A 23,082-nucleotide genomic window follows, 5' to 3' on the forward strand; every position below is an offset into this window, starting at 1 on the left:
GCTCCGGCCGCTCCGCCTAGTAGGCGCCCTTGCGGGCGAGCACCACCCCGACGGTCCGCCACAGGATGCTCAGGTCGTACGCCAGCGACCAGTTGTCGACGTAGTAGAGGTCGAGCCGGACCGCCTCGTCCCAGGAGAGGTCGGAGCGGCCGGAGACCTGCCACAGCCCGGTCATGCCCGGACGGACCAGCAGCCGGCGCCGGACGTCGCCCAGGAAGTCACCGTCGTCCGCGGGAAGCGGACGCGGGCCGACCAGGGACATCTCGCCCCAGAGCACGTTGATCAGCTGGGGCAGCTCGTCGAGCGAGGAGGCGCGCAGGAAGCGGCCCACCGGGAAGACCCGGGGGTCCTGCTTCATCTTGAACAGCATGCCGTCGGTCTCGTTCTGGTCGACCAGGCCGGCCAGCCGCTCCTCGGCGTCGACGTACATGGTCCGGAACTTCCAGACCCGGAAGGTCCGCCCCTCGTGCCCGACCCGGGGCTGCCGGAAGAAGACCGGCCCGGGGTCGGAGATCCGGATGGCGATTGCGATCGCGGCGAAGAGCGGAGCCAGCAGCAGCAGGCCCAGCCCGGCGGCGACCCGGTCCATCAGGTTCTTGGCGAGCAGCGCCGGCCCGGACAGGGTCGGCTCCTCGACGTGCAGCAGCGGCAGGCCCTCGATCGGGCGGATGTGCACCCGCGGGCCGGCGATGTCGGTGAGCTGGGGCGCGACCACCAGGTCGACGCCGGAGCCCTCCAGCTGCCAGGCCATCCGGCGCAGCTCGCCCGGCTCGGCGCTGGCCGAGCCGCAGACCGCGATGGTGTCGCCGCCGACCTCCCGCACCAGCGCGAGCACGTCCCGGCCGGCGTAGACCGGCACCGGCGTCTCGATGCCCCGGGCGGCGGCGTACCCGTCGGTCAGGTGGATGGCCACCGGGACCAGGCCGGCCCCCGGGTTGCGGGTGACCGCGGTGAAGACCTCCAGGCACTCCGGCAGGGTGCCGACCAGCACCATCCGGTGCCCGGCGTGGCCGACCCGGCGGCGGACGGCGTGCAGCGTCATCCGGGCGATCATCCGGCCCAGCAGGATCAGCAGCATGGCGCCGAGCAGGGCGAAGCCGACCGTCCACCGGGACAGCGAGTAGGTCTTGGTCGCGAAGGCGATGAACGAGACGGTGGCGGCCACCGCCACGCCGGCCCGGGTCACCCGCTTGAACTCGTCGGGCCCGAGGCCGAGATAGCGCCGGTCGTAGGCCCGGTTGCCCCACAGGATGAGCAGCCAGCCGAGCGGCAGCAGCAGGAACGCGACGGTGTAGAACCACGACTGGGGCGCGTGCCGGAAGCCCGAGTCGGCCTGCTCGAAGATCTGGATGGCCAGGTAGCTGGCCAGGGCCGCCGCGCCGAAGTCGAGCAGCAGGAGGATCGCGATGTAGGGCCGGTGCCAGCGGGACACCCGGCGGCGGGCGCGAGCCCACGCCAACCGGGGTACGCCGTTGTGCGACGGCGGAGTCGGCGGCTGGATCTCGAAGCTGTCGACGTGCCGCACGCTCTCGCTCCGGCCTGTGTTGGTTACCGGGCGCTGGAGGCTTGTCGTCACCTCAACCCATGTCCTCCCGCATGACTCGCGCCCTCACTCGCCGTGAGGGCCCGGGTCGCCCACCGTCCCAGTCTCCCACGCGGGCCCGGCCCGGACCGCCCCCGGAGGGGAAGCCGTCCGATGATGCTCGCGAGGATCTGGCCGGCTCCGAGTCGGTTGTGAAGCCGGGGACCGAGCCACTATACCGATGGATGGCGGCCCCGGTAGAGGTGCGGAGTGGGACCTTCGGCGATCCGCGGACGATTCCTCTCCGTAACCGAGGAGTGCCGTTACTCACCGTACGAGCCGGGACAACCGTCGGTCAGCCAGCGGCTTGCCGCCGGTCTGACAGGTGGGACAGTATTGCAGGCTCGAATCGGCGAACGAGACCTCTCGCACGAGGTCGCCGCAGACCGGGCACGGCAGCCCCTTCCGGGCGTGGACCTTGAGCCCGGAGCGCTTCTCGCCCTTCAGCTCCGCGGCCCGTTGCCCCATCGAGCGCCGGACCGCGTCACCGAGCACCGCGCGGGTCGCCGCGTGCAGCGTGGCGAGCTGGTCGTCGGTCAGCCGGTCGGTGATCGCGAACGGGGAGAGCTTCGCCGCGTGCAGAATCTCGTCGGAGTACGCGTTGCCGATCCCCGCGAGCACCGACTGGTCGGTCAGCACCCCCTTGACCTGCCCCCGCCGCCCGCGCAGCCGGGCGCCGAAGGTGGCCAGGTCGGCCTCCAGGGCGTCCGGGCCCAGCTTGCCCACCCCCGGCACCAGGGCCGGGTCGGTCACCAGGTACGCGGCCAGCTTCTTCTGCGTGCCCGCCTCCGTCAGGTCGAAGCCGGAGCCGTCGTCGAGACGTACCCGCAGGGCGATCGGGCCCTTGCCGGGGCGCAGCGGGGCGGTCGACGGGAACGCCTCCCGGTAGTGCAGCCAGCCCGCCCGGGCCAGGTGGACCACCAGGTGCAGGCCCTCGTCGAACCGGACGTCCAGGAACTTGCCGTACCGGCCCGCGCCGACCACCGCCCGGCCGGCGACCGCGCTCGGCGGCGGGTCGTACGTCTTCAGCGCGTTGATCGCGGCGACCTCGAACCGCTCGACCCGCCGGCCGACCGCCCGCTCGCGCAGGTAGCCGGCGAGCGCTTCCACCTCCGGTAGTTCAGGCACCGTACAACGGTAGCCTTCTTTCCCGTGAGAATCGTGGTGGCGCACAACCGGTACCGGGAAGCCCAGCCTTCCGGCGAGAACACCATCGTCGACGCGGAGATCGCCCAGCTGACCGCGGCCGGGGTGGAGGTGCTGCCGTTCCTGCGCAGCTCCGACGAGATCCCCGCGATGTCGAAACCGGCCAAGGCGCTGCTGCCGATCTCGCCGATCTGGGCCCCGAAGGCCCAGCACGACCTCGACCGCCTGCTCGCCGAGCACCGTCCGGACGTGCTGCACCTGCACAACCCGTACCCGCTGCTCTCGCCCTGGGTGGTGCGGACCGCGCACAAGCGCGGCGTGCCGGTGGTGCAGACCGTGCACAACTACCGCCAGGTCTGCTCCTCCGGGCTCTACTTCCGGGACGGCGTGATCTGCCAGGACTGCCGGGGCCGCGCGCTGGGGGTGCCGGCGATCGTGCACCGCTGCTACCGGGGCTCCCGGGCGCAGAGCGCCCTGATGGCCACCACGCTCGCCGTGCACCGCCCGACCTGGAAGTCGGTGGACCGGTACATCGCGCTCACCACCGCCGTCGCCGACCACCTGCGCGACTACGGCATCCCGGACGAGCGGATCGTGGTCAAGCCCAACGCGGTGCCCGACCCGGGGACACCTGCGCCGCCCGGGGACGGTTTCCTCTTCATGGGCCGGCTGAGCCCGGAGAAGGGCCTCGACCTGCTGCTCAACGCCTGGCGGCGGCACCCCGTGGGGTCGCTGGGCCCGCTGCGGATCGCCGGCGACGGCGAGCTGCGCCCCCTGGTCGAGGCGGCCGCCGCCGAGCGGCCCGACGTGGTCTACCTGGGCCAGCTCGACCGGACCGGGGTACGCGCCGCGCTGACCGACAGCGCCGTGGTGCTGGCCACCTCCACCTGGCACGACGTGCTGCCCACGGTGATCATCGAGGCGCTGGCCAGCGGCCGGCCGGTGCTCGGCACCGCGCTGGGCGGCATCCCCTACCTGGTCGGCGCGGACGCCCCCCGCGAGCCCGCGGGCACCGGCCCGGCCGAGGTGGCCACCTCGACGCCCGGCGACGGGCACGTCTCCCTGCCCACCGGAGTGCAGCGCGGCGAGGCCGGCTGGGTGGTCGCGCCCGACCCGGAGGCACTGGCCGCCGCCCTCCCCCTGGCCCGGGCCGGCGCGCCGACGCTCGCCCCGGCCGCCCGCACCCGTTACGAGCGCACCTTCCACCCCGACGTGGTGACGAAGCGCCTCATCGACATCTACGCCGACCTCTCCAGCACCACCCGCCGCTGACCCACCCGGTGCGGGGGTGGGGTGGGTCAGCGGAGGGAGGCTCGGGCTGAGAAGGCGATGCTGGCCAGGAGGAAGCCGCCGTTGACGATCGTGAAGGCGACGATCACCCAGACGGTCAGGGCGGGGGCCACGGTCAGGACCAGGCCGGCCAGGAAGATCACCGCGCCGTAGTCGCGGACCAGCTTCGCCAGGCGGACCGGGAGCGAGGTCGAGGTGACCATGCTCGCCGCGTTCGGGCCGGCCTGCATCACCGAGGTGACCAGGTTGACCATCCAGGTGCCCGCGAAGACCGCCACCAGCCAGGTGGGCGTCGAGGGGCGCTGCGCCACGGCGGTCGCCCCGAGCGCGGTCACCAGGGCGATCTGGGCGGCCACGTCGCAGAGCACGTCGACCCGGGCGCCGGCCGGGTTGTTCTGCTTCGTGACCCGGGCGAGCTGGCCGTCCGCGCAGTCCAGCGCGTACGCGATCTGCCAGGCGACCAGGGCGACCAGCCCGACGGCCCAGGCCGGGACGGAGCCCGCCGCCACGTCGTCGGCGAGCGCGACCACGGTGACCGAGGCGGCCAGGCCGAGCACCAGGTTGGTGAGGGTCAGCGCGGTCGGGCGCAATCCCAGGCGCTGCGCGACCAGCGCGAACACCGCGCCGATCCACTGGCTGATCGACTCGCTGAACAGGCCGCCGCCACGGTTGACCCGGTGGAAGTCGGCGACGGAGGGGCGGGACGGCTCAGCCAAGGCGGTCGCGGAGTGCACCGGCGTAGTCTGCCAGCCGCTCCCGCGTCTCGGTAGGCGACATCGCCAGGTGTTCGAGGATGGTGTAGCGGTCCGGCCGGGTGGCCGGCGCGAACTGCACCGCCTCCACGAACTGCTCGTCGGACAGGCCCACGTCGGCGGGCAGCCGGGGCAGGCCGTGCCGGGCCAGGCAGGCCGACATCTCGGTGAGCCGCCGCTCGTCGCCGCGGAGGAAGGTGCAGAACAGGGCGCCCAGCCCGGCCAGCTCGCCGTGCGAGGCCGTGCCCGGGTAGAGCGAGTCCACCGCGTGCATGATCTCGTGGCAGCCGCCGCTGGCCGGCCGGCTGGTGCCCTCGATGGCCATGGCCAGGCCGCTGGAGATCAGCGCCTCGGCCAGCACGGTGACGAAGGCGTCGTCGCTCATGTCGCCCGGGTGGTTGAGCACGGCCTCCGCGCCCGCCCGGGAGAGCGACGCGGCCAGTCCGTCGAACGACTCGCCGCGTACCTTCCGGGCCAGCTCCCAGTCGGCCAGGGCGCTGATGTTGCTGATCACGTCACCGATGCCGGCCCGGTTGTGCCGTTCCGGGCCGCTCTCCACGAAGTCCAGGTCCACGACCACGGCGATCGGGATGTGTACCCCGTAGGAGCCCTTGATCCCATCGGTGATGAGGCTCGCCACCGGGGAGGCGATCCCGTCGTTGGCGAGGCTGGTCGCCAGGGAGACCATCGGCAGGCCCCGGCGGGTCGCCGCGTACTTGGCCACGTCGATGGTCTTGCCGCCGCCGATCCCGACCACCGCGTCGTACGACCGGGCGCGGAGCTTCCCGCCGAGGTCGTCGGCGGCGTCCAGACTGCCCCCGGCGACGGTGAACACGTCGGCCGACCGCAGCGACGGGCGGAGCAGGTCGGCGACCTTCTCGCCCTGCCCCGGACCGACCACGACCGCCACGTCACCCCCGGAGGAGATGCGGCCGTCGGCGAGGATCGCTGCCAGGTCGGCCACCGCGCCCCGCCGCACGTCGATGTGGAGCGGGGTCAGCACGCTCCGGGCTAGTAGCGGCACGCGATCTCCCGCGCCCGGGCCAGGTCGGCGTGGTTGTCGACCTCGACCCAGGAGACGTCGCCGATCGGCGCGGCCCGCACCTCGCCGCCCCGGTCGGCGAACTCCTGGTAGCCGTCCTCGTAGTAGAGGTTCGGGTCGCGCCGCCAGGTCGCCTCCAGGGCGTCGGCGAGCGCGCCGGCCACCTGCGGCTCGATCAGCGTCGCGCCGATGTACTCCCCGAACGCCTCACCCGGGTCCATCAGCTTGGTGATCCGGGTGAGCTGGCCGGCCGCGTCGAAGGTGGTCTTCATCTCCTCCTCGGCCAGCGCCTTGATGTTGTCGACGGCCAGCAGGATGCCGGGCCCGCGCTCGGCCAGCAGCGTCTTCTCCACGCTCACCGGGTGCACGGTGTCGCCGTTGACCAGCAGCACCCCCCGGGAGAAGTACTCCCGGGCCAGCCAGAGCGAGTACGCGTTGTTCCACTCCTCGGCCTTGTCGTTGTGCACCAGGGTGATCGTGACGCCGTACTTCTCCTCCAGCGCGGCCTGCCGCTGCCGGACCGCGTCCGCCGCGTAGCCGACCACGATCACGACCTCGGTCAGCCCGACCTCGGCGAGGTTGCGCAGCGCGATGTCGAGGATGGTGATCTCCCCGTCGACCGGCACCAGGGCCTTGGGCAGGGTGTCGGTGTACGGGCGCAGCCGGCGCCCCGCACCGGCGGCGAGCACCATCCCGATCATGCCGGCACCATCCTCATCTCGACTCCGCTCCACTCGGTGGAGGATATCGTCGCGCCCCCGCGGGCCGTGGTTCAGCCCGGCAGGGCGGCCAGGTCGGCCAGCAGCTCCAGCCGCTCCTCGGCGGCGAGCACCGCCCACGGGCCGGCCGCCCGGCGGTCCGTCTCCTGCTCGATGGCCAGCCGCTCCGGCCCCGCGGGCAGCGCGGCGACGGTCGCCGCGGTGTGCCCCGCGGCGGTCCACGCCGCCGCGTGCGCGTCCGCACGGTGGTAGCGCAGGGTGCCCAGCCGGTTGAGCAGCAGCACGCCGGGCGGGGTGCCGTCCGGCTCGTGCGGCGGGGCCATGGTCGCGAAGGCGCCGGGCCTGGCCGACCCGATCGCGTGCGCCAGCACCCGGCCCAGCGCCGGGACGAGCCGCTCCACCCGCTCGTCGTGCCCGGCCCACAGTTCCTCGGTCACTTCGGCGTGCACGCCGAACAGCTCCGCCAGGAAGGCCAGCCCGCGCTCGGTGGCGCAGAAGCCGCCGTCCGGGAAGCGCTGGATCATCCCGTACGCGACCTGCTTGTCCAGCGCCCGCCGGACGGCGGCCGGGTCCCGGTAGCGGGTCACCGCCGCGAAGCCCGCCGCGTCGATCGTGCCGCCCGGCGCGGCGAGGCGGGTGCGGAACTCCACCAGGGCACCGGTGGCGGCCGGACCGCCGTACCGGGAACTCAGCTCGGCGCCGCCGCCGTCGCGACCGGCGAGCATGCCGGCGACGAAGGTCCGGTCGACGGCCGGTGCGACCAGCCCGGCGAACCGGTGCGGCGGCAGCTCGACGCCGTCGGGTGACCCGGCTCCCCGTGCCGGAGGTGGTGCCGCGCCGCGACCGGGGACGGTCTCCCTCACAGTCCGATCGAACGCAGGGCCGCGAAGCCGTTCTCGGCGATCCGCCGGATCAGCCCGTCGTTGACGTCGCGGTGCTCGTCGAGCAGGTCGACGTCCTGCTCCGCCAGCCAGCGGAACTCGGTGTGCTTGCCCTCCTCCAGCCGGGGCCGGCTCAGATCGCCGTCCACCCGGATCAGGAAGTCGGTCTCCACGCGGGTCAGCCCGTCGTCGCCCGTGTAGCGGTATTCGCCGACCTGGCCGAGCACGTGCGAGACGGTCCAACCGGTCTCCTCGGTGACCTCCCGGCGCAGCGCGTCCTGCACCTCCTCGCCCGGTTCGAGGTGGCCGCCGACGATGTCCCAGCAGTTGGGGAAGAGGCGCCGCTCGGGGGACCGGCGCTGGATGAAGATGCGGCCGTCGTCGTCCACGATCAGCGCGCCGGCGCAGTGGAGGGGCTCGGTGGGCACCTCACGACAGTAGCGATTCTTCGCCGTTCGTGGCGATGCCCGGTCTTGTCCCGTTCCGCATCGATGGCCCACCATGTCCGTACCGAGGCCGCCGTCCCACAGGGGTGATGCGTGATGCAGGTACGCGAAGCGATGTCCAGCGAAATTCTCGTGGTCGGCCCGGAGCACACGCTCCGCCAGGCGGCCCGGATGATGTCGGCCCGCCGGGTCGGGTCGGCGGTCGTGATCGACCCGGACTCCGAGGGGGTCGGGATCATGACCGAACGCGACGTGCTCAACGCCATCGGGGCCGGGCTCGACCCCGACGTCGAACGCACCGGGGCGCACCTGACCTGGGACGTGGTCTACGCGGGCCCGGACTGGACGGTGGAGGAGGCGGCCGCCGCCATGGCCCGGGGCGGGTTCCGGCACCTCGTGGTGCTCGACGGCCGGGAGGTCGCCGGGGTGATCTCGGTACGCGACCTGATGCGCGTCTGGGCGCGGGAGCACACCGCTCCCCGCGTCTGAACAACTGTGGAAAGGGCGATGGCCCGGCCGATACCGGCCGGGCCATCGTCGTGTCGTACCGCCTCGGGTCAGGGGCCGACGAAGACGGCGGTGCCCCGCCAGTCCACGTTGTCGACGCCCGGGCCGCTGCGCACGGTGGCGGAGCCGGTCGGCGCGCCGTCCGACCACGCCATCGAGGAGAGGTTGCCGGTGGTGCGGGAGACGACGTACAGGGTGTCGCCGTCCAGGAACATGCCGTTCGCGTCGGCGAACGCCGTGGTGCCGGTGACCGTGGCCCGCTCGGCACCGACGACGCCGGTGTCGGGCGCGAACCCGCGCCAGAACAGGGTGCTCTGGCCGGCCAGCGTGTAGTAGAGGCGGCCGCCGGAGTAGAACATGGCGGTCACGTTCGGCAGCTCCGCGGAGAAGTTGACCGTCTTGCCCGCGTAGGTCTGGCCTTCCGGCGCGGAGCCGGTGAGGACGAGGTCCCACTTGGCGTCGTGGTACGGGTCGAGCTTCTTCGGGGTACCGAACGCCTCGCCGTCGAAGGAGCGCTTGTAGAGATCGCCGTTGACCCCGTAGAACAGGTCACCGCCGACCCAGAAGGCACCCTTCACCGTGGACCACCGGGTGCTGTCCGAGTTCGCCACCGTGGTCGCGTTGCCCACCGCGGTGGCGCCGTCGTACGACCGCTTGGTGATGCTGTCCACCGTGGTGGCCGGCGGCACCGGCGGGAGCTTGACGATCTCGATGCCCTGCACCAGCGGGTTCTCCAGCACGCGGCCGAAGTCGACGTCGATGTTGCCGTCGCTGGTGACCGCGAAGGCCCGCATGGTGCCCTTGTTGGTGGCGCCGATGGAGGCGATCGGGTCGAAGTCGTTCAGCTTGAGCACGCCGTCGATGCTGACGTCGAACTTGCGCTTGCCGGCCGTGGCCGTGCCGGCGTACCGGTTGGCCAGGTAGAGCCGGACCTGCACCGGGGTGCCCGCCGGGACGGGGAAGTCCCACTGCATGTCCGGCGTGGTGGACTGGTCCCAGCGCTCGCTGTTGAACAGGGCGACCGGGGTGCCGGCCGGCACGGTGGCGTCCAGCGTCGCGTTCGTGGTGTAGGTCGTGACGGTGCTGCCGGCGTTGTGGTAGGCGCTCGGCACGGTGAGGCTGTCGGTGGCCCAGGCCGGGCCGCTCGGCGCGGCCAGCTGGTCGCCACCCGCGTTGACCCGGTAGAGGACGTCGGCCGCGTCCGGGGTCGGTGCGGTCTTCACGATCTCGATGCCCTGGATGAGCGGGTTCTCCAGCACCCGGCCGAAGTCGACGTCGACCACGCCGTCACTGACCGTCGAGAAGGACCGCATGGTGCCGCGGTCGGTGCCGCCGGCGGCGGCCACCGGGTCGAAGTCGTTCAGCTTGAGCACGCCGTCGATGCTGACGTCGAACTTGCGCTTGCCGACCACGCCCGTCCGGGCGTAGCGGTTGGCCAGGTAGAGGCGCACGTCGATGCGGGTGCCGGCCGCGACCGGGATGTCCCACTGCATGTCCGGGGCGGTCGCCTCGTCCCAGCGCTCGGTGTTGAACAGCGTCGCGGGGGTGCTCGCCGGCACCGTGGCGTCGAACGTCGCGTTGGTGGTGTACGTCGAGACGCTGCTGCCGGCGTTGTGCTGGGGGCTGGGCGCGGTGGCGCTGTCGCCGGCCCAGTCGGGGCCGCCGTCGGTCGCCGGGATGGCCGGACCGCCGGCGTTGACCCGGTAGAGGACCTCGGTCTGCGCCGCGCGGCCGGCCTGGTAGACGTTGCCGGGCAGGCCCTTCGTGCTGGTGGAGTGCGGCGCGTTGCCGCCGTCCAGGGGGAAGAAGGCGATCTTCTTCCGGAGGAACTCGCGGTCGCCGATGTAGTCCTGGTCGCTGCCGATCCAGAGGCCCTCCTGGGTCACCAGCATCTCGGTCACGCCGTAGCCGCGCGGGTTGCGGCCCGGGTTCCAGGCCAGCGGCAGGCCGCTGGCCGGGTCGAGGGCCGCGATGCTGGGCCGCGGCACCGCGCCGGGACCCGCCTGGTCGCGGGCGAGCGGGTTGTTCGCCCAGCGGAAGTGGCCGCCGACGTAGACGGCCTCCTCGCTGATGCCGGTGGAGAGGAAGGTGTCGCCGCCGCTGAAGTTGGTCCAGGTGGGCTTCTGCCCGTCACCGGTGGCGGCGGTCTCCCAGCGGGCCGCGGAGTCGCAGAGCGTCCCCGGGTAGGACGCGCCGGTGGTCACCACGACGAAGTACTTGCCGCTCGGGGCGAACTGCACATCGCGGACCCACGAGTCGAACGCGCTGTACTTGCAGGCTCCCGAGTAGCTGTCGGTGTTCCAGTCCGCGATGGTGGCCGCGCTGTCGCCCAGGTTGATCCGGACGATCTGGTCGTGGACGACGCCGTTGGCCTTCTTGAAGTTGCCGATGATGACCAGCTGCTTCTCGTCCGGCGACACGGCGAGCTTCTCAGCTCCCACACCGGCCTTGGCGACACCGGTGCTGCCCGGGGTCCAGTTGTGGTTCTCGGTCAGGGCGACGGTCAGGTAGTCGTCCAGCGCGCCGGTGTTGGCATTGATCGACGCCACCCCGTTGCGGACGACGTCGGTGCCGATCTTGCTGAAGATGCCGCCCACCAGCAGCCGGTCGCCGACCTTGGCGATGTCGTTGACCAGGCCGTTGAAGGCCGGCCCCTTGAAGGTGGTGACCAGCGAGCCGTCGGCGACGTTGAGCAGCGCCAGCTTCCGGCGGTTGACCCCGTTGACGGTGTTGAAGTCACCAGCGATGTAGACCGTCCCGGCAGTGGGGCCGGCGATGATCGCCAGGACGTCGCCGTCGAGCACGGGCGCGAACGCCTCGTCGACAGTGCCGGTGGCCTTGTCGAAGGCCAGCAGCCTGTTGCGGTCGATGTCGGTTGACTTGTTCCGGTTGCGCACCTGGGTGAAGGACCCACCCGCGATCACCTTGCTGCCGGCGTCGTGGATGGCGAAGACCGTGCCGTCCATGATGTTCGGCGTGTTGCTGGAAGTGTCGCTGCTGACCACGGTGTCGTGGCCCGGTGCGGCGAGCGCGGGGCTCGCCGACAGCACGCCGCCAACGCCGAGAAAGGCGGCGGTGACCAGCGCGAAGGATCGGCGCGTGATCCCTGGATGATTAAGCACGGGCAGCTCCGAGGGAGTGACGGAGAATGAGGTGGCCGGCCCTGCCGATCGGGCATGTGGTGCTGAGGGTTGCCGATCGGGGGCGCACGGCCGGTTGACGCGTGATGGGCACACACTTCCGCATTTCAGCTATGGCGTCCACCCCGGATGACCTTTATACCCGTCCACATGACGTGACGGATACCGGGAGAGGTGAACCGACCACACGAACGGTGGAGGTCAACTCACCGGGCCCCCCGGAGTGGCCGCCGGCGCGGGCGCCGAGAAGTACGGGTCCCCGGCCAGCTCGCGGTACGCGGCCAGGCCATCCGGGTCGTCGTCGAAGGTGCTGTCGTACTCGGCCCCCTTGGTCTGCTTGGCCGAGAAGTACACCACCGCCTTGATCTGCGGGTGCCGCTTCACGTAGGTGCGCGCCTCCCGCAGCCACGCCGCGCGCTGGCCCGGCGCTCCATCGTGGGTGACGCCGAACTCGCCGATCAGCACCGGCCGGGGCCGCTCCCGGGCGAAGGCCATGAACGTGTCCATCTGCTCGGCGAAGCCGTCGTACTCCTTGCCCGGGTAGACGTCCGTGCACAGCCAGTCGACCTGGTCGTCGCCGGGATAGTAGGCGGCGGCGTTCCGGTCGGAATCCACGAAGCCGAGCACGTGCGGGCACCAGACCCAGGCGGCGTTCGTCGCACCCACCTCGGTGAAGATGGCCCGGATGTGCTTCCACGCGGCGACGTAGTCCTCGGGCGAACGGACGCTCTGGCGCAGGTTGGGCCGGTCCATCTCCCACCGCCAGCGCAGCAGCACCGGCACCCCGAAGTCCTTGATCCCCTTGGCGCGCTGCCGGATCAGCTGGTCGTACACGCCGTCCGTGATCGACCGGGTGTCGGCACCGGACCAGGAGATCATCTGCAGCATCCCGGCGGCCTGGAGCGCGTTCTCGGTCGGGCCGGGGAACTCGTCCTCCCACTCGTGGAACATGTGGGCCAGGGTGACCTTGCCGCCGGTCTGCTCGCCGAAGGCGGCCAGGGCGTTGACCCGGCCGTCGGGCGTCTGCCAGTCCGGCTTGACCCACGCGCCGAGCCAGGCACCCCGCGCCGGCATCTCCGGGCCCCGCCCCGTGGTCTCCAGGCCGTTCACCGATCGGGGCTTGACGGGCGCGGTCGCGCTGCCCGCCGGGGCCGGTGTGAGGGGCGCGGGTGCCTCCCGCTGGCAGGCCGTCAGGGCGAGTACCGATCCCATCAGGAGTGCCACCGCGCTGTGGGCCCTCTTCATGATTTCCTAGCCTCCCCGTGCTAATGCCACCGGCCGTGCCGGTGATCGAAGTCGTGTCGGGCCGTCGGTCATCGCCTCCGGCCGCGCCGCAGCGTCCGCAGGTTGTCGAGCTGGAGCACCTCACGAAGTCGCCAGACCGCCGCGGCGTAGCCGGCAGCACCCAGCACAGCGACCACCAGCAGGGCGACCACGCCCGGGTCGGTGACCGTGTGCAGCACCAACGACGGCAGCCCGAAGCAGGCCAGCGCCAGCCCGGCCGCCGTGAGCGTGGCCGGCCCGAACGGGTGCAGCCGGAACGCCCGGTGCAGCTGGAACAGCGGCACGAGATTGGTGATCAGAATGGACGCGGACCAGGCGACCGCCGCTCCCATGATGCCGTAGTGGGGGATGAGCAGCACGTTGGCGACCACGTTGACCAGCGTGCCGGACAGCGCGTTGTAGAACGTCCATGCCGTCTTCCCGGCCATGTTCAGCACCGTGTCGACCATGCCGCAACCGGTGGCGACCAGCATCATCAGGGCCAGGTAGACGGTGACCCCCCGCCCGGCGTCGTAGCCGGAGCCGAACAGGGCCAGCATGGGTCCGGCGAACGACGCGAACAGCAGGTAGGCGGGCCAGGTCAGCAGCACCAGCCAACCGGTCGCGGCCTGGTAGAGGCGTCCGGCCGCCGCCCGGTCGTCGCGGGCCAGGTGCTCCGCCAGCCGGTGCTGGACGGCGGTGGAGAGCGCCTGACCGGAGAGCTGACCGAGGGTCAGGAACCGGGTGGCCGCGGTGTAGAGGGCCGCCTCGGAGAGCCCGCGCAGCGCGCCCAGCAGCACGATGTCGAGCCGCTGCACCACCATCTGGGCGAGCCCGCTCAGCGCCCGCGGCCCGCTGTACCGCCAGTACGGGCCGAACTCCTCCCGCCAGCCGACCGGCGCCGGGCGTCCCGGTCCGGCGGCACGTTCCGCCCGCCGGACCAGCTGGGCCAGCCAGAGCACGGCGACGAGCGCGGCCGGCACGTACGGCAGCGCCCAGGCCAGCGGCAGCGCCGTGGTGGCGGAGAGGCCGAACGCGGCGGCCAGCAGCACGGCGAGCAGCTGAAGCACGGTGCGTCCCAGCCGCTCGATCAGCAGCAGCGGCCGCATCTTGCCGAAGCCCCGGCAGGCGGCCAGCGCGAAGTCGCTGAGCGCGGCCACCGGTACGAAGAGCAGCAGAGCCCGGACCGCCGGCACTGCGCCGGGGACCGGGTCGGCGAAGGTCAGCTCGACGACCTGCGGGGTGAGCAACCAGCCGACCACGGTGAGCAGGACACCCACCAGCAGCAGCGGAAGCAGCCCGACCAGCACCGAGGCCCGGATCCGTTCGGGCTGCCCGAGCGTCCGGTACCGGCTGATGAAGTAGACGGAGCCGATGCCGGTGCCGAGCCGGGCGGCCGCGTACGCGATCATGAAGGCGCTGGTGGCCGCGAAGAACAGCCCCGCCTCCGTCATCGACCAGCCACGGGCGACCACGATGTTCAGCCCGAAGCCGGCGATTGCCGCCACCGCCACGCCGAGCAGGTTCAGCACGCCGTGCCGGGCCGCCCCGCCCAGCTCGGTGTTCGCCGGGCGGGTGGGCGTTACCGTCGCCACGACGGTACGCGTCCCCACCAGGCGGCCAACCGATCGTCGTACGGGGTGAAGTGCGCCTCCAGCCGGGCGCGCAACTCCGGGTCCATGGGCGAGCGGGACCGCGAGTTGTGCTTGCCGAACGAGATGTCCGCCCAGTGCGGCAGGCCGAGGAAGTCGCACACAGCGTCGAACGACGGTCGCGGGTCCGCGAAGAAGTCGTCGGCGTCGATCACGTGCAGCCGGTCCCGACCGAAGATCGACTCCAGTCGCTCCAGCTGTTCGATGTACTGCCCTCGGGTCAGGTAGGCGTTGTGCTGGTAGTGGTGGCTGTGCGCGGTCGGGTCGGCGAGCAGCCGCTCCCGCTCGCCGGCGATGCGGCTCTGCTCCAGTTCGAGGGCCCGCTCGAACGGCTCGCTCTCGAAACCGCGGGCCGACTCGTGCGCGTGCGCCGAGTACGCCCGCTCCACCGGGTCGCGCAGCAGGACCAGCAGCCGGACCGCGGGCAGGTCGGCGGCGATCCGGTCCGCGGCCAGCGGGTGGAACATGTAGTACGGGCTCGACTCGCCGGTCACCCCGCGCACGCCGAGCTGCTCCCGCACCGCCTCGGCCCGGCGGGTCGTCGGGAAGTGCCCGAGGTACCAGTCCATCCCGCGGTCGTAGCCGGTGTCGAAGTAGTGGACACCCTTGTGGTAAACCGCCGGCAGCACGGCCGGGTGCTGGGAGAGCGTCTTGAACAGGGACGTCGTGCCGCACCGCTGGGCGCCCACGATGAGGAAGTCGGGGGTCAGCCGCGAGCCGGCCGTCCACCGACCGACCGTCCGCGTCACCGAGCGCACGGCCCGCCGGGCCGTAGCCTTGGCCACCGTCATTTCGCCACTCCTCCCGCATCCGGCCGGACGGCCAGACGATCCTCCACCGCCGGCAACAGCCAGGCGGCCACGTGTCCCAGCCGGGCGCCCGCCTCGGCCTGCCGGTCGCGCAGGTAGCGCGCGGCCAGTTCGATCAGGTAGAGCACCGCCACCAGGTCCTCGGTGCCGGCCGGCGGGGCGAACGGCGCCAGCGTGCCCGTCGCCCCCGTCAGCAACTCGCGGGCCGCCGTCGTCGGCTCCACCCCGGCCTTGGTGATCGCCGTCTGGAGCCGCCGGTGCAGCGCGTCGTAGCCGAGCGGCACGCCGGCCGCGAACCGCTCCCAGTCCCAGATGAGCATCCGGCCGTCGGCCAGCGCCGCGCTGTTCCCACCGTTCCAGTCGCCGTGCCACGCACCGAGGTCGACGGTCGGGTCCAGCCCGCGCACGGCCGCCAGGACCGCGCCCAGCCGAACGGCCTCCGGCCGGTCACCCAGCGCCTCGACCTCGGCAGCGAGCCGCTCGGCGTACCCGCTGCCCGCGAAGGGCCGGCGGTCGACGCCCAGGCAGCGGCTGACCGCGACCATCGCCGCGCGCTCCCGCTCGGCGGCCACCGCGGGCGCCGCCCGGGGCAGCGCCACGGGGAGGGCGCTCTGCACGAGCAGGGCGTGCCCGCCCCAGCCGCCGTGGTGCAGCACCTCGGCCACGGCGATCCCGGGCAGGTCGACGGTGGCCAGCCGGCGCAGCACCGCGGCCTCCGCGTCGACCAGGTCGCGGGTCAGCCGGTCCACGCCCAGCTTGGCGTACCCCAGCGGCCGGCCCCGGTCGTCGAGCAGCTGGATCACCGGCTTGCGGTTGGCCCGGGCCGGACCGATGTGGACGCTCAGCAACGCCGGGCGGCCGAGCACCTCGGCGAGGTGGTCCTCCAGCGTTCCCGTGGTCGCCCCGACGAGCAGGCGGTCCCGGAAGGCGAGCCGGCCGACGCCGGTGCGGAATGCGGTGGCCAGCAGCGACCGGCGCAGCCGGGCCTTCGTACCCACCGCTTCCGTCGAATGCCGGACCGCGCTGGCGGCGGCCCGCCGCGAGCCGGCGGGCACCAGCAGCCGCGGCCGCGCGGCCGACGGCACCACGGCGTAGCCGGCGCCACCGCGGCGCAGGGTCGGGTCGGCCGGTTCCGGCCAGACCACGGCGGCCAGCTCGGGCAGGTACGCCGCGCGCGCGTCATCGACGCGTGGGGTTGCGGTCATCAGCGGGTCCGTTCCGGTCGGTCGGTCGATTCGGCGGACTGCGCGGCGGCCAGCGCCTCCCGGCGCAGCGTGCGGAGATGCCGGTCGTTGCGGGCCAGCACCGCGACGCTGATCAGGCCGTACGCCAGCGTCGTGTTGAGCGCGCCGTAGAGGAACTGGAAGAACAGCATCAGGATCAGCACCACGCTGCCGGCGATGCCGATGGGGGTGTTGTCCCGCCGGAACCGCCACAGGCACCAGAGGAAGAACGCGCTGTAGCAGAAGGCGCCGACCCAGCCCTGCCCCACGAGCAGGTTCCAGACCTGCCCGTTGCTACCCAGCTCCCGGTTGCCGCACTGCTTGCAGTCGGCCGACTTGCCGATGGCGATCGACCGGTTGCTGCCGATCAGCGCGCGGTTGGCGCCGTAGCCCAGCACCGGGGAGTGCCTGGCCGCGTCGACGGCCCCGCTGGACAGGGTGGCCCGGATCTCGTCGCTGTGCCCGTTCTGCATCCGCTCGTCGAGCAGCCCGCCCAGCGGCGACGCCAGCACCAGGACCCCGGCCAGCGCGGTGGCCAGCGCCATCCCGGCGAGGACGGCGATCCGGCCGCGCAGCGCGAGCCGCAGGGCGACGTAGACCGCGGCGATGACCAGGCCGATCCAGAGGCCACGGTTGAGTGAGAAGACGATCGGGAAGATCGCGGCGGCCACCAGCAGGTACCCGCCGAGCCGGCGCCAACCCCGGCCGTACACCACCCAGCCGATGAGGAACCACACGAGCAGGATGCCCATGTTCTCGCCCCAGGTGTTCGTGTACTCGAAGGGGGCGGCCGGACGCGGCGAGCTGGCCTCGCCCTCCAGCACCTCCTGCACCTGGGCCACCTCGACGTGCATGAGCCGGTTGACGAACGGCTCCTGGGAGACGACGTCGGGCAGGATGTAGTTGAGCGGAGCCGTGAACTTCAGGTCGGGCAGCAGCGCGCCGACGTACCCGCCGATCACGGTGACCACGGCGAGGAACGCGAAGAGCCGCACCATCCGGATCCGCGGCAGTTCCTTCTCGCTCAGGTTGAGCACGTACAGCATCGCGACGGTCAGCGCGGTGTAGTTCATCACCCGGATGCCCCAGCCGATGTACCGGCCGAAACCGTTCGGGGTCAGGGTGTTCGGCGCGGTGATGTCCAGCATCAGCCCGGAGAGGACCACCCAGGCGAGCAGGATCAGCCAGAATCCGAAGCCCGGCGGCACGCGGATGCGGTCCCGCCTGCGCAGTTGGAGCGCCATCGGCACGGCGAGGATGGCGAAGATGAACGAGGGCAGGCCGAGCGCCCACCACACCGGGTAGAGCACGAAGAGCGCGGTCAGCGGCCACGCGGCCGGTAGCCGCCGGCGTCGGGCGGCGCGTGCTCCGGCCGACGTGCCCGCCGGGACCGGGTCCGTCGGCACCGGCTCCCGCCGCGGAGGCTGGAGCGGGACGAGCGTCTTCATGTGACCGATACCCGGGCCGTCGCCGGTGCGTAGATCACCCAGGTGGTGCCCGGCTGCGGCCGGATCTGGTACCCGCCCAGGTCGGTGACGTTGCAGACGAGCTTCTGACCCGGCTTGCTCCACTCGGCCTTGGCGCTCGACGGCCCGGACACGACCAGCGCCTTGCCCTTGCCGTAGACGTTGGCGCTCGGCAGCGACCGGGGGCTGGGCTTGCGGACAGTCAGCGTCCGGTACTCCATGGTGAGCACGATGACCGAGGCGGCCTTCACCGTGGTGCGGCCGACCCGCCCCGACCACAGCTGGCTCGCCTGGTCGTACGTCCAGGTCTGGGTGGGGTGGCCGGACGCCGAGACGGTGAGCTTGCCGGCGGCCGTGACGTCCCGGGTGGCCAGCGGCGTGCCCACGGTCGCGTAGTCGAACAGCGGCGCCGGGGCGGTGCCGCCCTTCGGCGCGGCCGCGCGCAGTGCCGTGGTCGAGGTGTATCCGCTCGGGAACGCTGCGCTGCGCTGTGCCGGTGTCACACCGGTGAGGTCGGCGGCCGAGAGCTGGTTGACGAAGCCGGTGGGACCGCCCGCGTAGCCGAGCCAGGGGCGGAGCACCCCGACGCTGCGGATGTCGACCGGGCGGACCTCGGCGACCGGGCCGATCTTCTTCGCGTCGCGGGACTGGTAGACGGCGCTGAGGTGCAGGCTGCCCGACTCGGCGAACTCCTGGTAGACCAGGTCCGCAGCATCGAGCCCGGTCGGGGTGCCGGTCTCGCTCACTCGGATCGGGACCGCGATCGCCTGCCGTGCGGCCACGGCCGGCTGGGTGACCGGTTGTCCGGAGAGCGGCCCCGCCGGCAGGCTGGGCGTCGGACTGGGCTTCGGCGCGGGGCTACCCGGATCGACCAGGTCACTGGCGCCCGGGGGCGGCGGCTCGGAGCAGGCGGCACCCAGCGCGGCGATCAGCACTCCCGCGGCCGATGCCACGACAGCCCGTCGGAGCCTCACTCCTGGTCCTCCACCGGGTCGAAGGCCATCGAGAGCCGGGTCTGGCCGTCGGAGCCGTCGCGCTTGGACCCGTAGACCGTGGACGGCGCCGGCCGGGCCGCGCCGGTGGCCTTGACCGGCGCGGGCGCCGGGGCGGGCGCGGGCGTGCCGGCCTGGGGGGTGCGCGGGCCCGGCTTGGGCGGGGTGCCCGCCGGACGGCTGACCGGCCGGGGCAGGATCATCGTGCTGTCACTGGCCGGCTGCGCCCCGGGGCGGAAGGCCGGCTCCGGGCGCGGCCGGGGCGACGGCTTCCGGTCCGGCTGGCCGCCCCCGGTGGCCGGGCCGCTCGCCTGTTCGGGCAGGCGGGGCGCCAGCACGCTACCGAGCACCGGTGCGTCCACCTGCTCGAACTGCTGCAGTGCCGCGGTGATCTCGCTGGTCCGGGTCCGCCCGCTCTCGATGACGAGGATCACGCCGTCGACGTGCCGGGCCAGGGCCTGCGCCTCGACGGCCTGGGTGGGTCGGGCGGTCTCGATCAGCACGTGGTCGAAGCGGTCGGCGAGCTCGTTGAGGATCGCCAGCATGCTGGCGACCGGCAGCTCAACGTCGGTGTCCAGGTCGCCGGGCAGCAGGATGCGCAGCGTGTTGAGACCGGGCGCGGGGGTGAGCGCGGCGAGCGCGCCGACGTCGTGCCGCAGCACGTCGGCGAGGGTGCGCCGCGGCTTCAGCCCGCCGAACATGGCGGTCAGCGGCGAGTCGGCCCTGGTCGTGACCACCGCGACCTGCGCACCGGTGCGGGCGTACGCGGCGGCCAGGTTGCCGGCGATGAAACCGGCCGCCGGGCCGGGCGAGGTGTCCGTGAGTAGCAGCTGACGACCGCGACCCGGACGGGGCTCCGGCATGATCGAGAGCAGCACGTTGCGCAGCCGGCCGAGCTCACGGGAGACCCGGTGGGCGGGTGGCAGGACGGTCAGCGACGGCGCGCGGACCGGCAGCTCCAGCAGCGTCGGCAGGCCCGTGCGTGCGGTCACGTCCCGGCCCCGCCGGACGCGGGTGTCGAGCCGATCCAGGACCAGGGCGAGCACGATGCCGAAGAGCAGCCCGGCGCCCATCCCGCTGGCCAGGTTCAACGTGCGGTTCGGCGAGCTGGGCTTCCGGGGCAGGGGCGCGTCGGAGATGATCTGGCCCGGGTCGGGCGCGTTGTCCTGCAGCGGGCTGAGCCGCTCGTTGAGCCGCGTCAGCTGGTTCGTGAGGACCTGCCGGTTGGCCTCGGCCTGCGCCCGGGCGGCGGAGTTGGCCGGAGCCGCGGCGATCTTGCCGGCGGTCGCGGTCAGCTGCTTGTTGACCTCGGTGATCTGCTGGTTGATCGAGGTGATCTCGTTCTCCACCGCCTTGGCCGCCGTGGCGAGCCGCAGGTCGAGGTAGGCCTGCGCGAAGGAGTGCGAGCCGTTCTGCGCCGCCTGCGGCGTGGTGCCCTCGTACGCGATCTGGAGAACCTGGCTGTTCGGTGGGACGGTGACCGTCAGCGACCGGACCAGGTCCTCGCTGGAGGTGCCGGTCTTCAGCAGGGCCCGGGCCCGCTCGGCCACGACCAGGGAGCGGACCACCTGCGCCTCGGTGTCGAGGTTGACCTTGGTGCCGGGAACGGCGTCCGGACCCACCTGGCGCACCAGCACCGACGTGGTGGAGGTGTAGGTGCGGGTCTGCAGTTGGGTGACGAGCAGACCGGAGCCGATGCCGAGCAGGGCCGCGAGCGCGAGGATCCACCATCGGCGGCGGAGCCACTCGACGTACGACATCAGCGTGGGTCCGTCCGCGTCGTGTCGCAGATCGGGGTGGTGAGGCGAGGGCATCGGAGTGTGTCGCTCCCTTTCGACCGGACCGGCCAGTCAGCCGTGGGACGTCCGCGCCACGGTGAAACCTGAGTCTCCCTGATCGGCGCGGAGAGTGGAAGTCGCCGAAGGTCCGCCACTTCTGCCCGGAGGGTGCCGGGACGATAATGCACGGGTGCGCTTCTGCTATCACATCCAGAGTCACCGTTCACCGGAGCAGCTGACCAGGCTGGTTCACGCGGTGAAGCGGTACAGTCCGGACAGTATCGTGCACATCAGCCATGATGTGAACGGGGCTCCGCTCGACCTTGCCGAGCTGCGCACACTACCGGACGTGGCGGTCCAGTACCACGAGGGTGGTTACGGCGACTTCAGTCACGTCGACCGCTACATGGCGGCCGTGGACTGGCTGAACGGTGAGGGTGTCCAGGTCGACTGGCTGGTGAACATCACCGGTCAGGACTATCCGATCCGTCCGCTCGACCAGGCGGAGGCCGAGCTGGTCGACTCCGGGGCCGACGGGTTCATGGAGTACTGGGACGCGTTCGGTCCGGAGAGCCACTGGCCGCGCAGCCGGGTCCGCTCCCGCTACCACTTCCAGCACCGTCGGCTGGGCGGGCTCAGCCCGCGGGCCAAGAAGCTGCTCCGTCCGCTACAGGCGGTCAACCGGGTCCAGCCGTTGATGCGGGTGCACGTGTCGTACGGGCTGGTGGTGGGTCGACGGGCCCGCACCCCGTTCGGGCCCGACCTGCGGCTGCACGGTGGGTCGGCGTTCTCGTCGCTGACCTGGCCGGTGGTGGCCTATCTGCGGGAGTACTTCGACCGGCGGCCGGACGTGGTGGACTACTTCCGGCACTGCCTCTCCCCGGTCGAAGCGGTCTTCCAGACCATCGTGTGCAGCGCGGACCGGTTCAACCTGGTGCCCGACTGCAAGCGCTACTTCGACTTCCGGAACAGCTCGTTCAACCACCCGAAGTCGCTCACCGCGGAGGATCTGCCCAGGGCGTTGGCCAGCGGCGCGCACTTCGCCCGCAAGTTCGACTACGAGCGCAACCCGGAACTGCTCGACGTCCTCGACGCCCACCTGGCCGCCGTGGCCAGCCCCGGGGCCGCCCGATCCTGACCGGGTTCCGGCGGGCCCGAGACGCGGCCCGCCGGACCCAGCCGGTCAGCGGTAGTCGTACCTCCGACGCAACGGCCAGGTCATTGCGCCGACCATCCGGCGGCGCCCCGGCGCGTACTCCCGGCGCCACTTCTCGTCGAGGCTGAGCGCGATGGGCCCGCTGCGCATCCGGATCCGTCCGCCGGCCACCGCGTGCGAGCCGGCCTGCTCGAACTCGGTGCCGTGCAGGAACGACAGCGGATCGACCTGCCCGGTCACGTCGGCGGTGAGGGCGGCGATCCGGCCCAGCTCGCCCCGCGGGTCGCGGACCAGGTCCTCGTACCGCACGACCACCCGCGGTACGCCGGACCGGGCGAGCGACGAGATCATCGCGTTGACGGTGACCCAGCGCCGGGCGGTCAGCCGGGCCGAGCGCTGGTTCATCCGGCCCTTGGTGGAGGTGCCCTCGGGGAGCTCGACGAGCTGGCTCCAGGAGTAGGCCACCCCGCGCGGGTCGCGGAGGATGTGCACCAGGCGCAGGTCGATCTCCGGAGCGCGGGCCAGGATGTAGGCCAGCGAGGGGCGTTTGGTCGAGTCGACCACCACCTTGGCCCCGGACACCTCGGCGATCGCGCGGTAGAGCTTGGTGATCAGGGCCGTGTAGCGCTCGAGGTCCTGCCGGAAGCCCGGCGTGACCCGGGAGCCCACGATCAGGGGCACCTTGCCGGTGGCGTCGACGCGGCGCTGCAGCGCCCGCACCTCCTGCACGTCGATGTTCGCCCAGCCGCCGTACGCCCGCCGGCCGACCTCACCCCAGAACGGGCACTCGTCGAAGTGCTGTCCGCAGGCACAGCGGAAGTTCCGCTCCACCCCCGACTGCCAGAGGTAGAACAGCTCGCCGACGTCGCAGTGGTCGACGAACTGCCCGAGCATCAGGTCGAGCAGGGTGGAGCCACTGCGCGGCATCCCACAGACGTAGAGCACCGTCACCCGGCCGTTGCCGGACGGAGCACCAGCCCCTGAACCGTCTCCCGCCAGAGGCTGCTGGGCCGTCATCGATCGCTACTCCTCGTCCCCGGGTGGATGTCAAGCGGCAGTGTAGGCGCGATCGGAGGAGCGGGGGACTGGCGGAAAGCTCGGAATCGTCCATCCGGCAGGTTCGTGAATGCGACTGCCACTTCTGTTCCGTGGGCCGTGCCGTTAGATTGTTCCGGCGCTGCGTAGCTCAGGTGACCGTCCCAGGTGGGTGGCACGGGTGTGCGATGGGGGAGGCGGTT

General features: G+C 72.3%; 19 protein-coding genes. 3 read left to right on the forward strand and 16 right to left on the reverse strand.

Annotated features, from left to right (window positions below):
- Positions 1–16: 16 nt before the first annotated feature.
- Together NFX44_RS20135 and NFX44_RS20140 are read right to left on the reverse strand one after the other, a co-directional pair.
- Positions 17–1,525 (reverse strand): sugar transferase, encoded by a 1,509-nt coding sequence (locus tag NFX44_RS20135; protein ID WP_262285098.1) that lies wholly within the window; start codon positions 1,523–1,525, stop codon positions 17–19.
- Positions 1,526–1,849: 324 nt separating this feature from the next.
- On the reverse strand, positions 1,850–2,710 hold the full coding sequence (locus NFX44_RS20140) for an Fpg/Nei family DNA glycosylase (RefSeq protein ID WP_262285099.1): 861 nt from the start codon (positions 2,708–2,710) through the stop codon (positions 1,850–1,852).
- A gap of 24 nt (positions 2,711–2,734) precedes the next feature.
- Here NFX44_RS20140 and NFX44_RS20145 point away from each other — a divergent pair, with 24 nt between their 5' ends.
- Positions 2,735–4,000: a glycosyltransferase gene (locus tag NFX44_RS20145; RefSeq protein WP_262285100.1), complete on the forward strand. Its 1,266-nt coding sequence runs from the start codon at positions 2,735–2,737 to the stop codon at positions 3,998–4,000.
- 26 nt (positions 4,001–4,026) lie between these two features.
- Here the strand turns inward: NFX44_RS20145 and NFX44_RS20150 are convergent, their stop codons facing one another.
- The 5 genes from NFX44_RS20150 to NFX44_RS20170 all read right to left on the reverse strand — a co-directional run bounded on the left by NFX44_RS20150 (position 4,027) and on the right by NFX44_RS20170 (position 7,840).
- Complete coding sequence (locus NFX44_RS20150; protein WP_262285101.1) at positions 4,027–4,752, reverse strand: CDP-alcohol phosphatidyltransferase family protein; 726 nt, start codon at positions 4,750–4,752, stop codon at positions 4,027–4,029.
- Positions 4,727–5,794: an iron-containing alcohol dehydrogenase family protein gene (locus NFX44_RS20155; RefSeq protein ID WP_262285102.1), complete on the reverse strand. Its 1,068-nt coding sequence runs from the start codon at positions 5,792–5,794 to the stop codon at positions 4,727–4,729. The genes NFX44_RS20150 and NFX44_RS20155 overlap by 26 nt, the downstream gene beginning before the upstream one ends.
- On the reverse strand, positions 5,782–6,513 hold the full coding sequence (locus NFX44_RS20160) for a phosphocholine cytidylyltransferase family protein (protein WP_262285103.1): 732 nt from the start codon (positions 6,511–6,513) through the stop codon (positions 5,782–5,784). Before NFX44_RS20160 ends, NFX44_RS20155 begins: the two co-directional genes overlap by 13 nt.
- A gap of 71 nt (positions 6,514–6,584) precedes the next feature.
- A complete protein-coding gene (locus tag NFX44_RS20165) occupies positions 6,585–7,394 on the reverse strand; it encodes a hypothetical protein (RefSeq protein ID WP_262285104.1) in 810 nt (269 codons plus the stop codon).
- Positions 7,391–7,840, reverse strand: coding sequence for an NUDIX domain-containing protein (locus NFX44_RS20170; protein ID WP_262285105.1), 450 nt, complete (start codon positions 7,838–7,840; stop codon positions 7,391–7,393). Before NFX44_RS20170 ends, NFX44_RS20165 begins: the two co-directional genes overlap by 4 nt.
- Before the next feature lie 114 nt (positions 7,841–7,954).
- On the opposite strand from NFX44_RS20170, the gene NFX44_RS20175 reads away from it, so the two are divergent.
- Complete coding sequence (locus tag NFX44_RS20175; RefSeq protein ID WP_148429006.1) at positions 7,955–8,347, forward strand: cyclic nucleotide-binding/CBS domain-containing protein; 393 nt, start codon at positions 7,955–7,957, stop codon at positions 8,345–8,347.
- Between the two features lie 68 nt (positions 8,348–8,415).
- Here NFX44_RS20175 and NFX44_RS20180 read toward each other — a convergent pair whose 3' ends face one another.
- The 8 genes from NFX44_RS20180 to NFX44_RS20215 form a co-directional block, all read right to left on the reverse strand.
- A complete protein-coding gene (locus tag NFX44_RS20180) occupies positions 8,416–11,487 on the reverse strand; it encodes a malectin (RefSeq protein WP_262285106.1) in 3,072 nt (1,023 codons plus the stop codon).
- Between the two features lie 219 nt (positions 11,488–11,706).
- Entirely contained in the window at positions 11,707–12,750 is a 1,044-nt protein-coding gene (locus NFX44_RS20185; RefSeq protein ID WP_262285107.1) for a glycoside hydrolase family 26 protein, read from the reverse strand.
- 68 nt (positions 12,751–12,818) lie between these two features.
- The gene (locus tag NFX44_RS20190; RefSeq protein WP_262285108.1) at positions 12,819–14,363 is read right to left on the reverse strand and encodes a lipopolysaccharide biosynthesis protein; all 1,545 of its coding nucleotides are present in this window, start codon (positions 14,361–14,363) and stop codon (positions 12,819–12,821) included.
- Positions 14,351–15,211, reverse strand: a complete 861-nt coding sequence (locus tag NFX44_RS20195; RefSeq protein WP_262285109.1) for a sulfotransferase — start codon at positions 15,209–15,211, stop codon at positions 14,351–14,353. Before NFX44_RS20195 ends, NFX44_RS20190 begins: the two co-directional genes overlap by 13 nt.
- On the reverse strand, positions 15,208–16,434 hold the full coding sequence (locus tag NFX44_RS20200) for a hypothetical protein (protein WP_262285110.1): 1,227 nt from the start codon (positions 16,432–16,434) through the stop codon (positions 15,208–15,210). Before NFX44_RS20200 ends, NFX44_RS20195 begins: the two co-directional genes overlap by 4 nt.
- Positions 16,434–17,900 (reverse strand): O-antigen ligase, encoded by a 1,467-nt coding sequence (locus tag NFX44_RS20205; RefSeq protein ID WP_262285111.1) that lies wholly within the window; start codon positions 17,898–17,900, stop codon positions 16,434–16,436. The genes NFX44_RS20200 and NFX44_RS20205 overlap by 1 nt, the downstream gene beginning before the upstream one ends.
- Positions 17,897–18,871, reverse strand: coding sequence for a DUF3048 domain-containing protein (locus NFX44_RS20210; protein ID WP_262285112.1), 975 nt, complete (start codon positions 18,869–18,871; stop codon positions 17,897–17,899). Before NFX44_RS20210 ends, NFX44_RS20205 begins: the two co-directional genes overlap by 4 nt.
- 17 nt (positions 18,872–18,888) lie before the next feature.
- Positions 18,889–20,670, reverse strand: coding sequence for a Wzz/FepE/Etk N-terminal domain-containing protein (locus NFX44_RS20215; RefSeq protein WP_262285113.1), 1,782 nt, complete (start codon positions 20,668–20,670; stop codon positions 18,889–18,891).
- Between the two features lie 319 nt (positions 20,671–20,989).
- Between NFX44_RS20215 and NFX44_RS20220 the strand changes: the two genes are divergently transcribed.
- Entirely contained in the window at positions 20,990–21,826 is an 837-nt protein-coding gene (locus NFX44_RS20220; RefSeq protein WP_262285114.1) for a hypothetical protein, read from the forward strand.
- Positions 21,827–21,871: 45 nt separating this feature from the next.
- Here NFX44_RS20220 and NFX44_RS20225 read toward each other — a convergent pair whose 3' ends face one another.
- The gene (locus tag NFX44_RS20225) at positions 21,872–22,771 is read right to left on the reverse strand and encodes a sulfotransferase (protein WP_262285115.1); all 900 of its coding nucleotides are present in this window, start codon (positions 22,769–22,771) and stop codon (positions 21,872–21,874) included.
- Positions 22,772–23,082 lie beyond the last annotated feature (311 nt).

The sequence above is a fragment of the Micromonospora sp. MA102 genome (assembly GCF_025460765.1).
Classification (GTDB): Bacteria; Actinomycetota; Actinomycetes; order Mycobacteriales; family Micromonosporaceae; genus Micromonospora; species Micromonospora halotolerans.

Coding starts and splice junctions, on each gene's coding strand:
- NFX44_RS20200 (WP_262285110.1), bottom strand. CDS start 16,434: ATGACCGCAACCCCACGCGTCGATGACGCGCGCGCGGCGTACCTGCCC.
- NFX44_RS20160 (WP_262285103.1), bottom strand. CDS start 6,513: ATGATCGGGATGGTGCTCGCCGCCGGTGCGGGGCGCCGGCTGCGCCCG.
- NFX44_RS20175 (WP_148429006.1), top strand. CDS start 7,955: ATGCAGGTACGCGAAGCGATGTCCAGCGAAATTCTCGTGGTCGGCCCG.
- NFX44_RS20185 (WP_262285107.1), bottom strand. CDS start 12,750: ATGAAGAGGGCCCACAGCGCGGTGGCACTCCTGATGGGATCGGTACTC.
- NFX44_RS20195 (WP_262285109.1), bottom strand. CDS start 15,211: ATGACGGTGGCCAAGGCTACGGCCCGGCGGGCCGTGCGCTCGGTGACG.
- NFX44_RS20225 (WP_262285115.1), bottom strand. CDS start 22,771: ATGCCGCGCAGTGGCTCCACCCTGCTCGACCTGATGCTCGGGCAGTTC.
- NFX44_RS20205 (WP_262285111.1), bottom strand. CDS start 17,900: ATGAAGACGCTCGTCCCGCTCCAGCCTCCGCGGCGGGAGCCGGTGCCG.
- NFX44_RS20215 (WP_262285113.1), bottom strand. CDS start 20,670: ATGTCGTACGTCGAGTGGCTCCGCCGCCGATGGTGGATCCTCGCGCTC.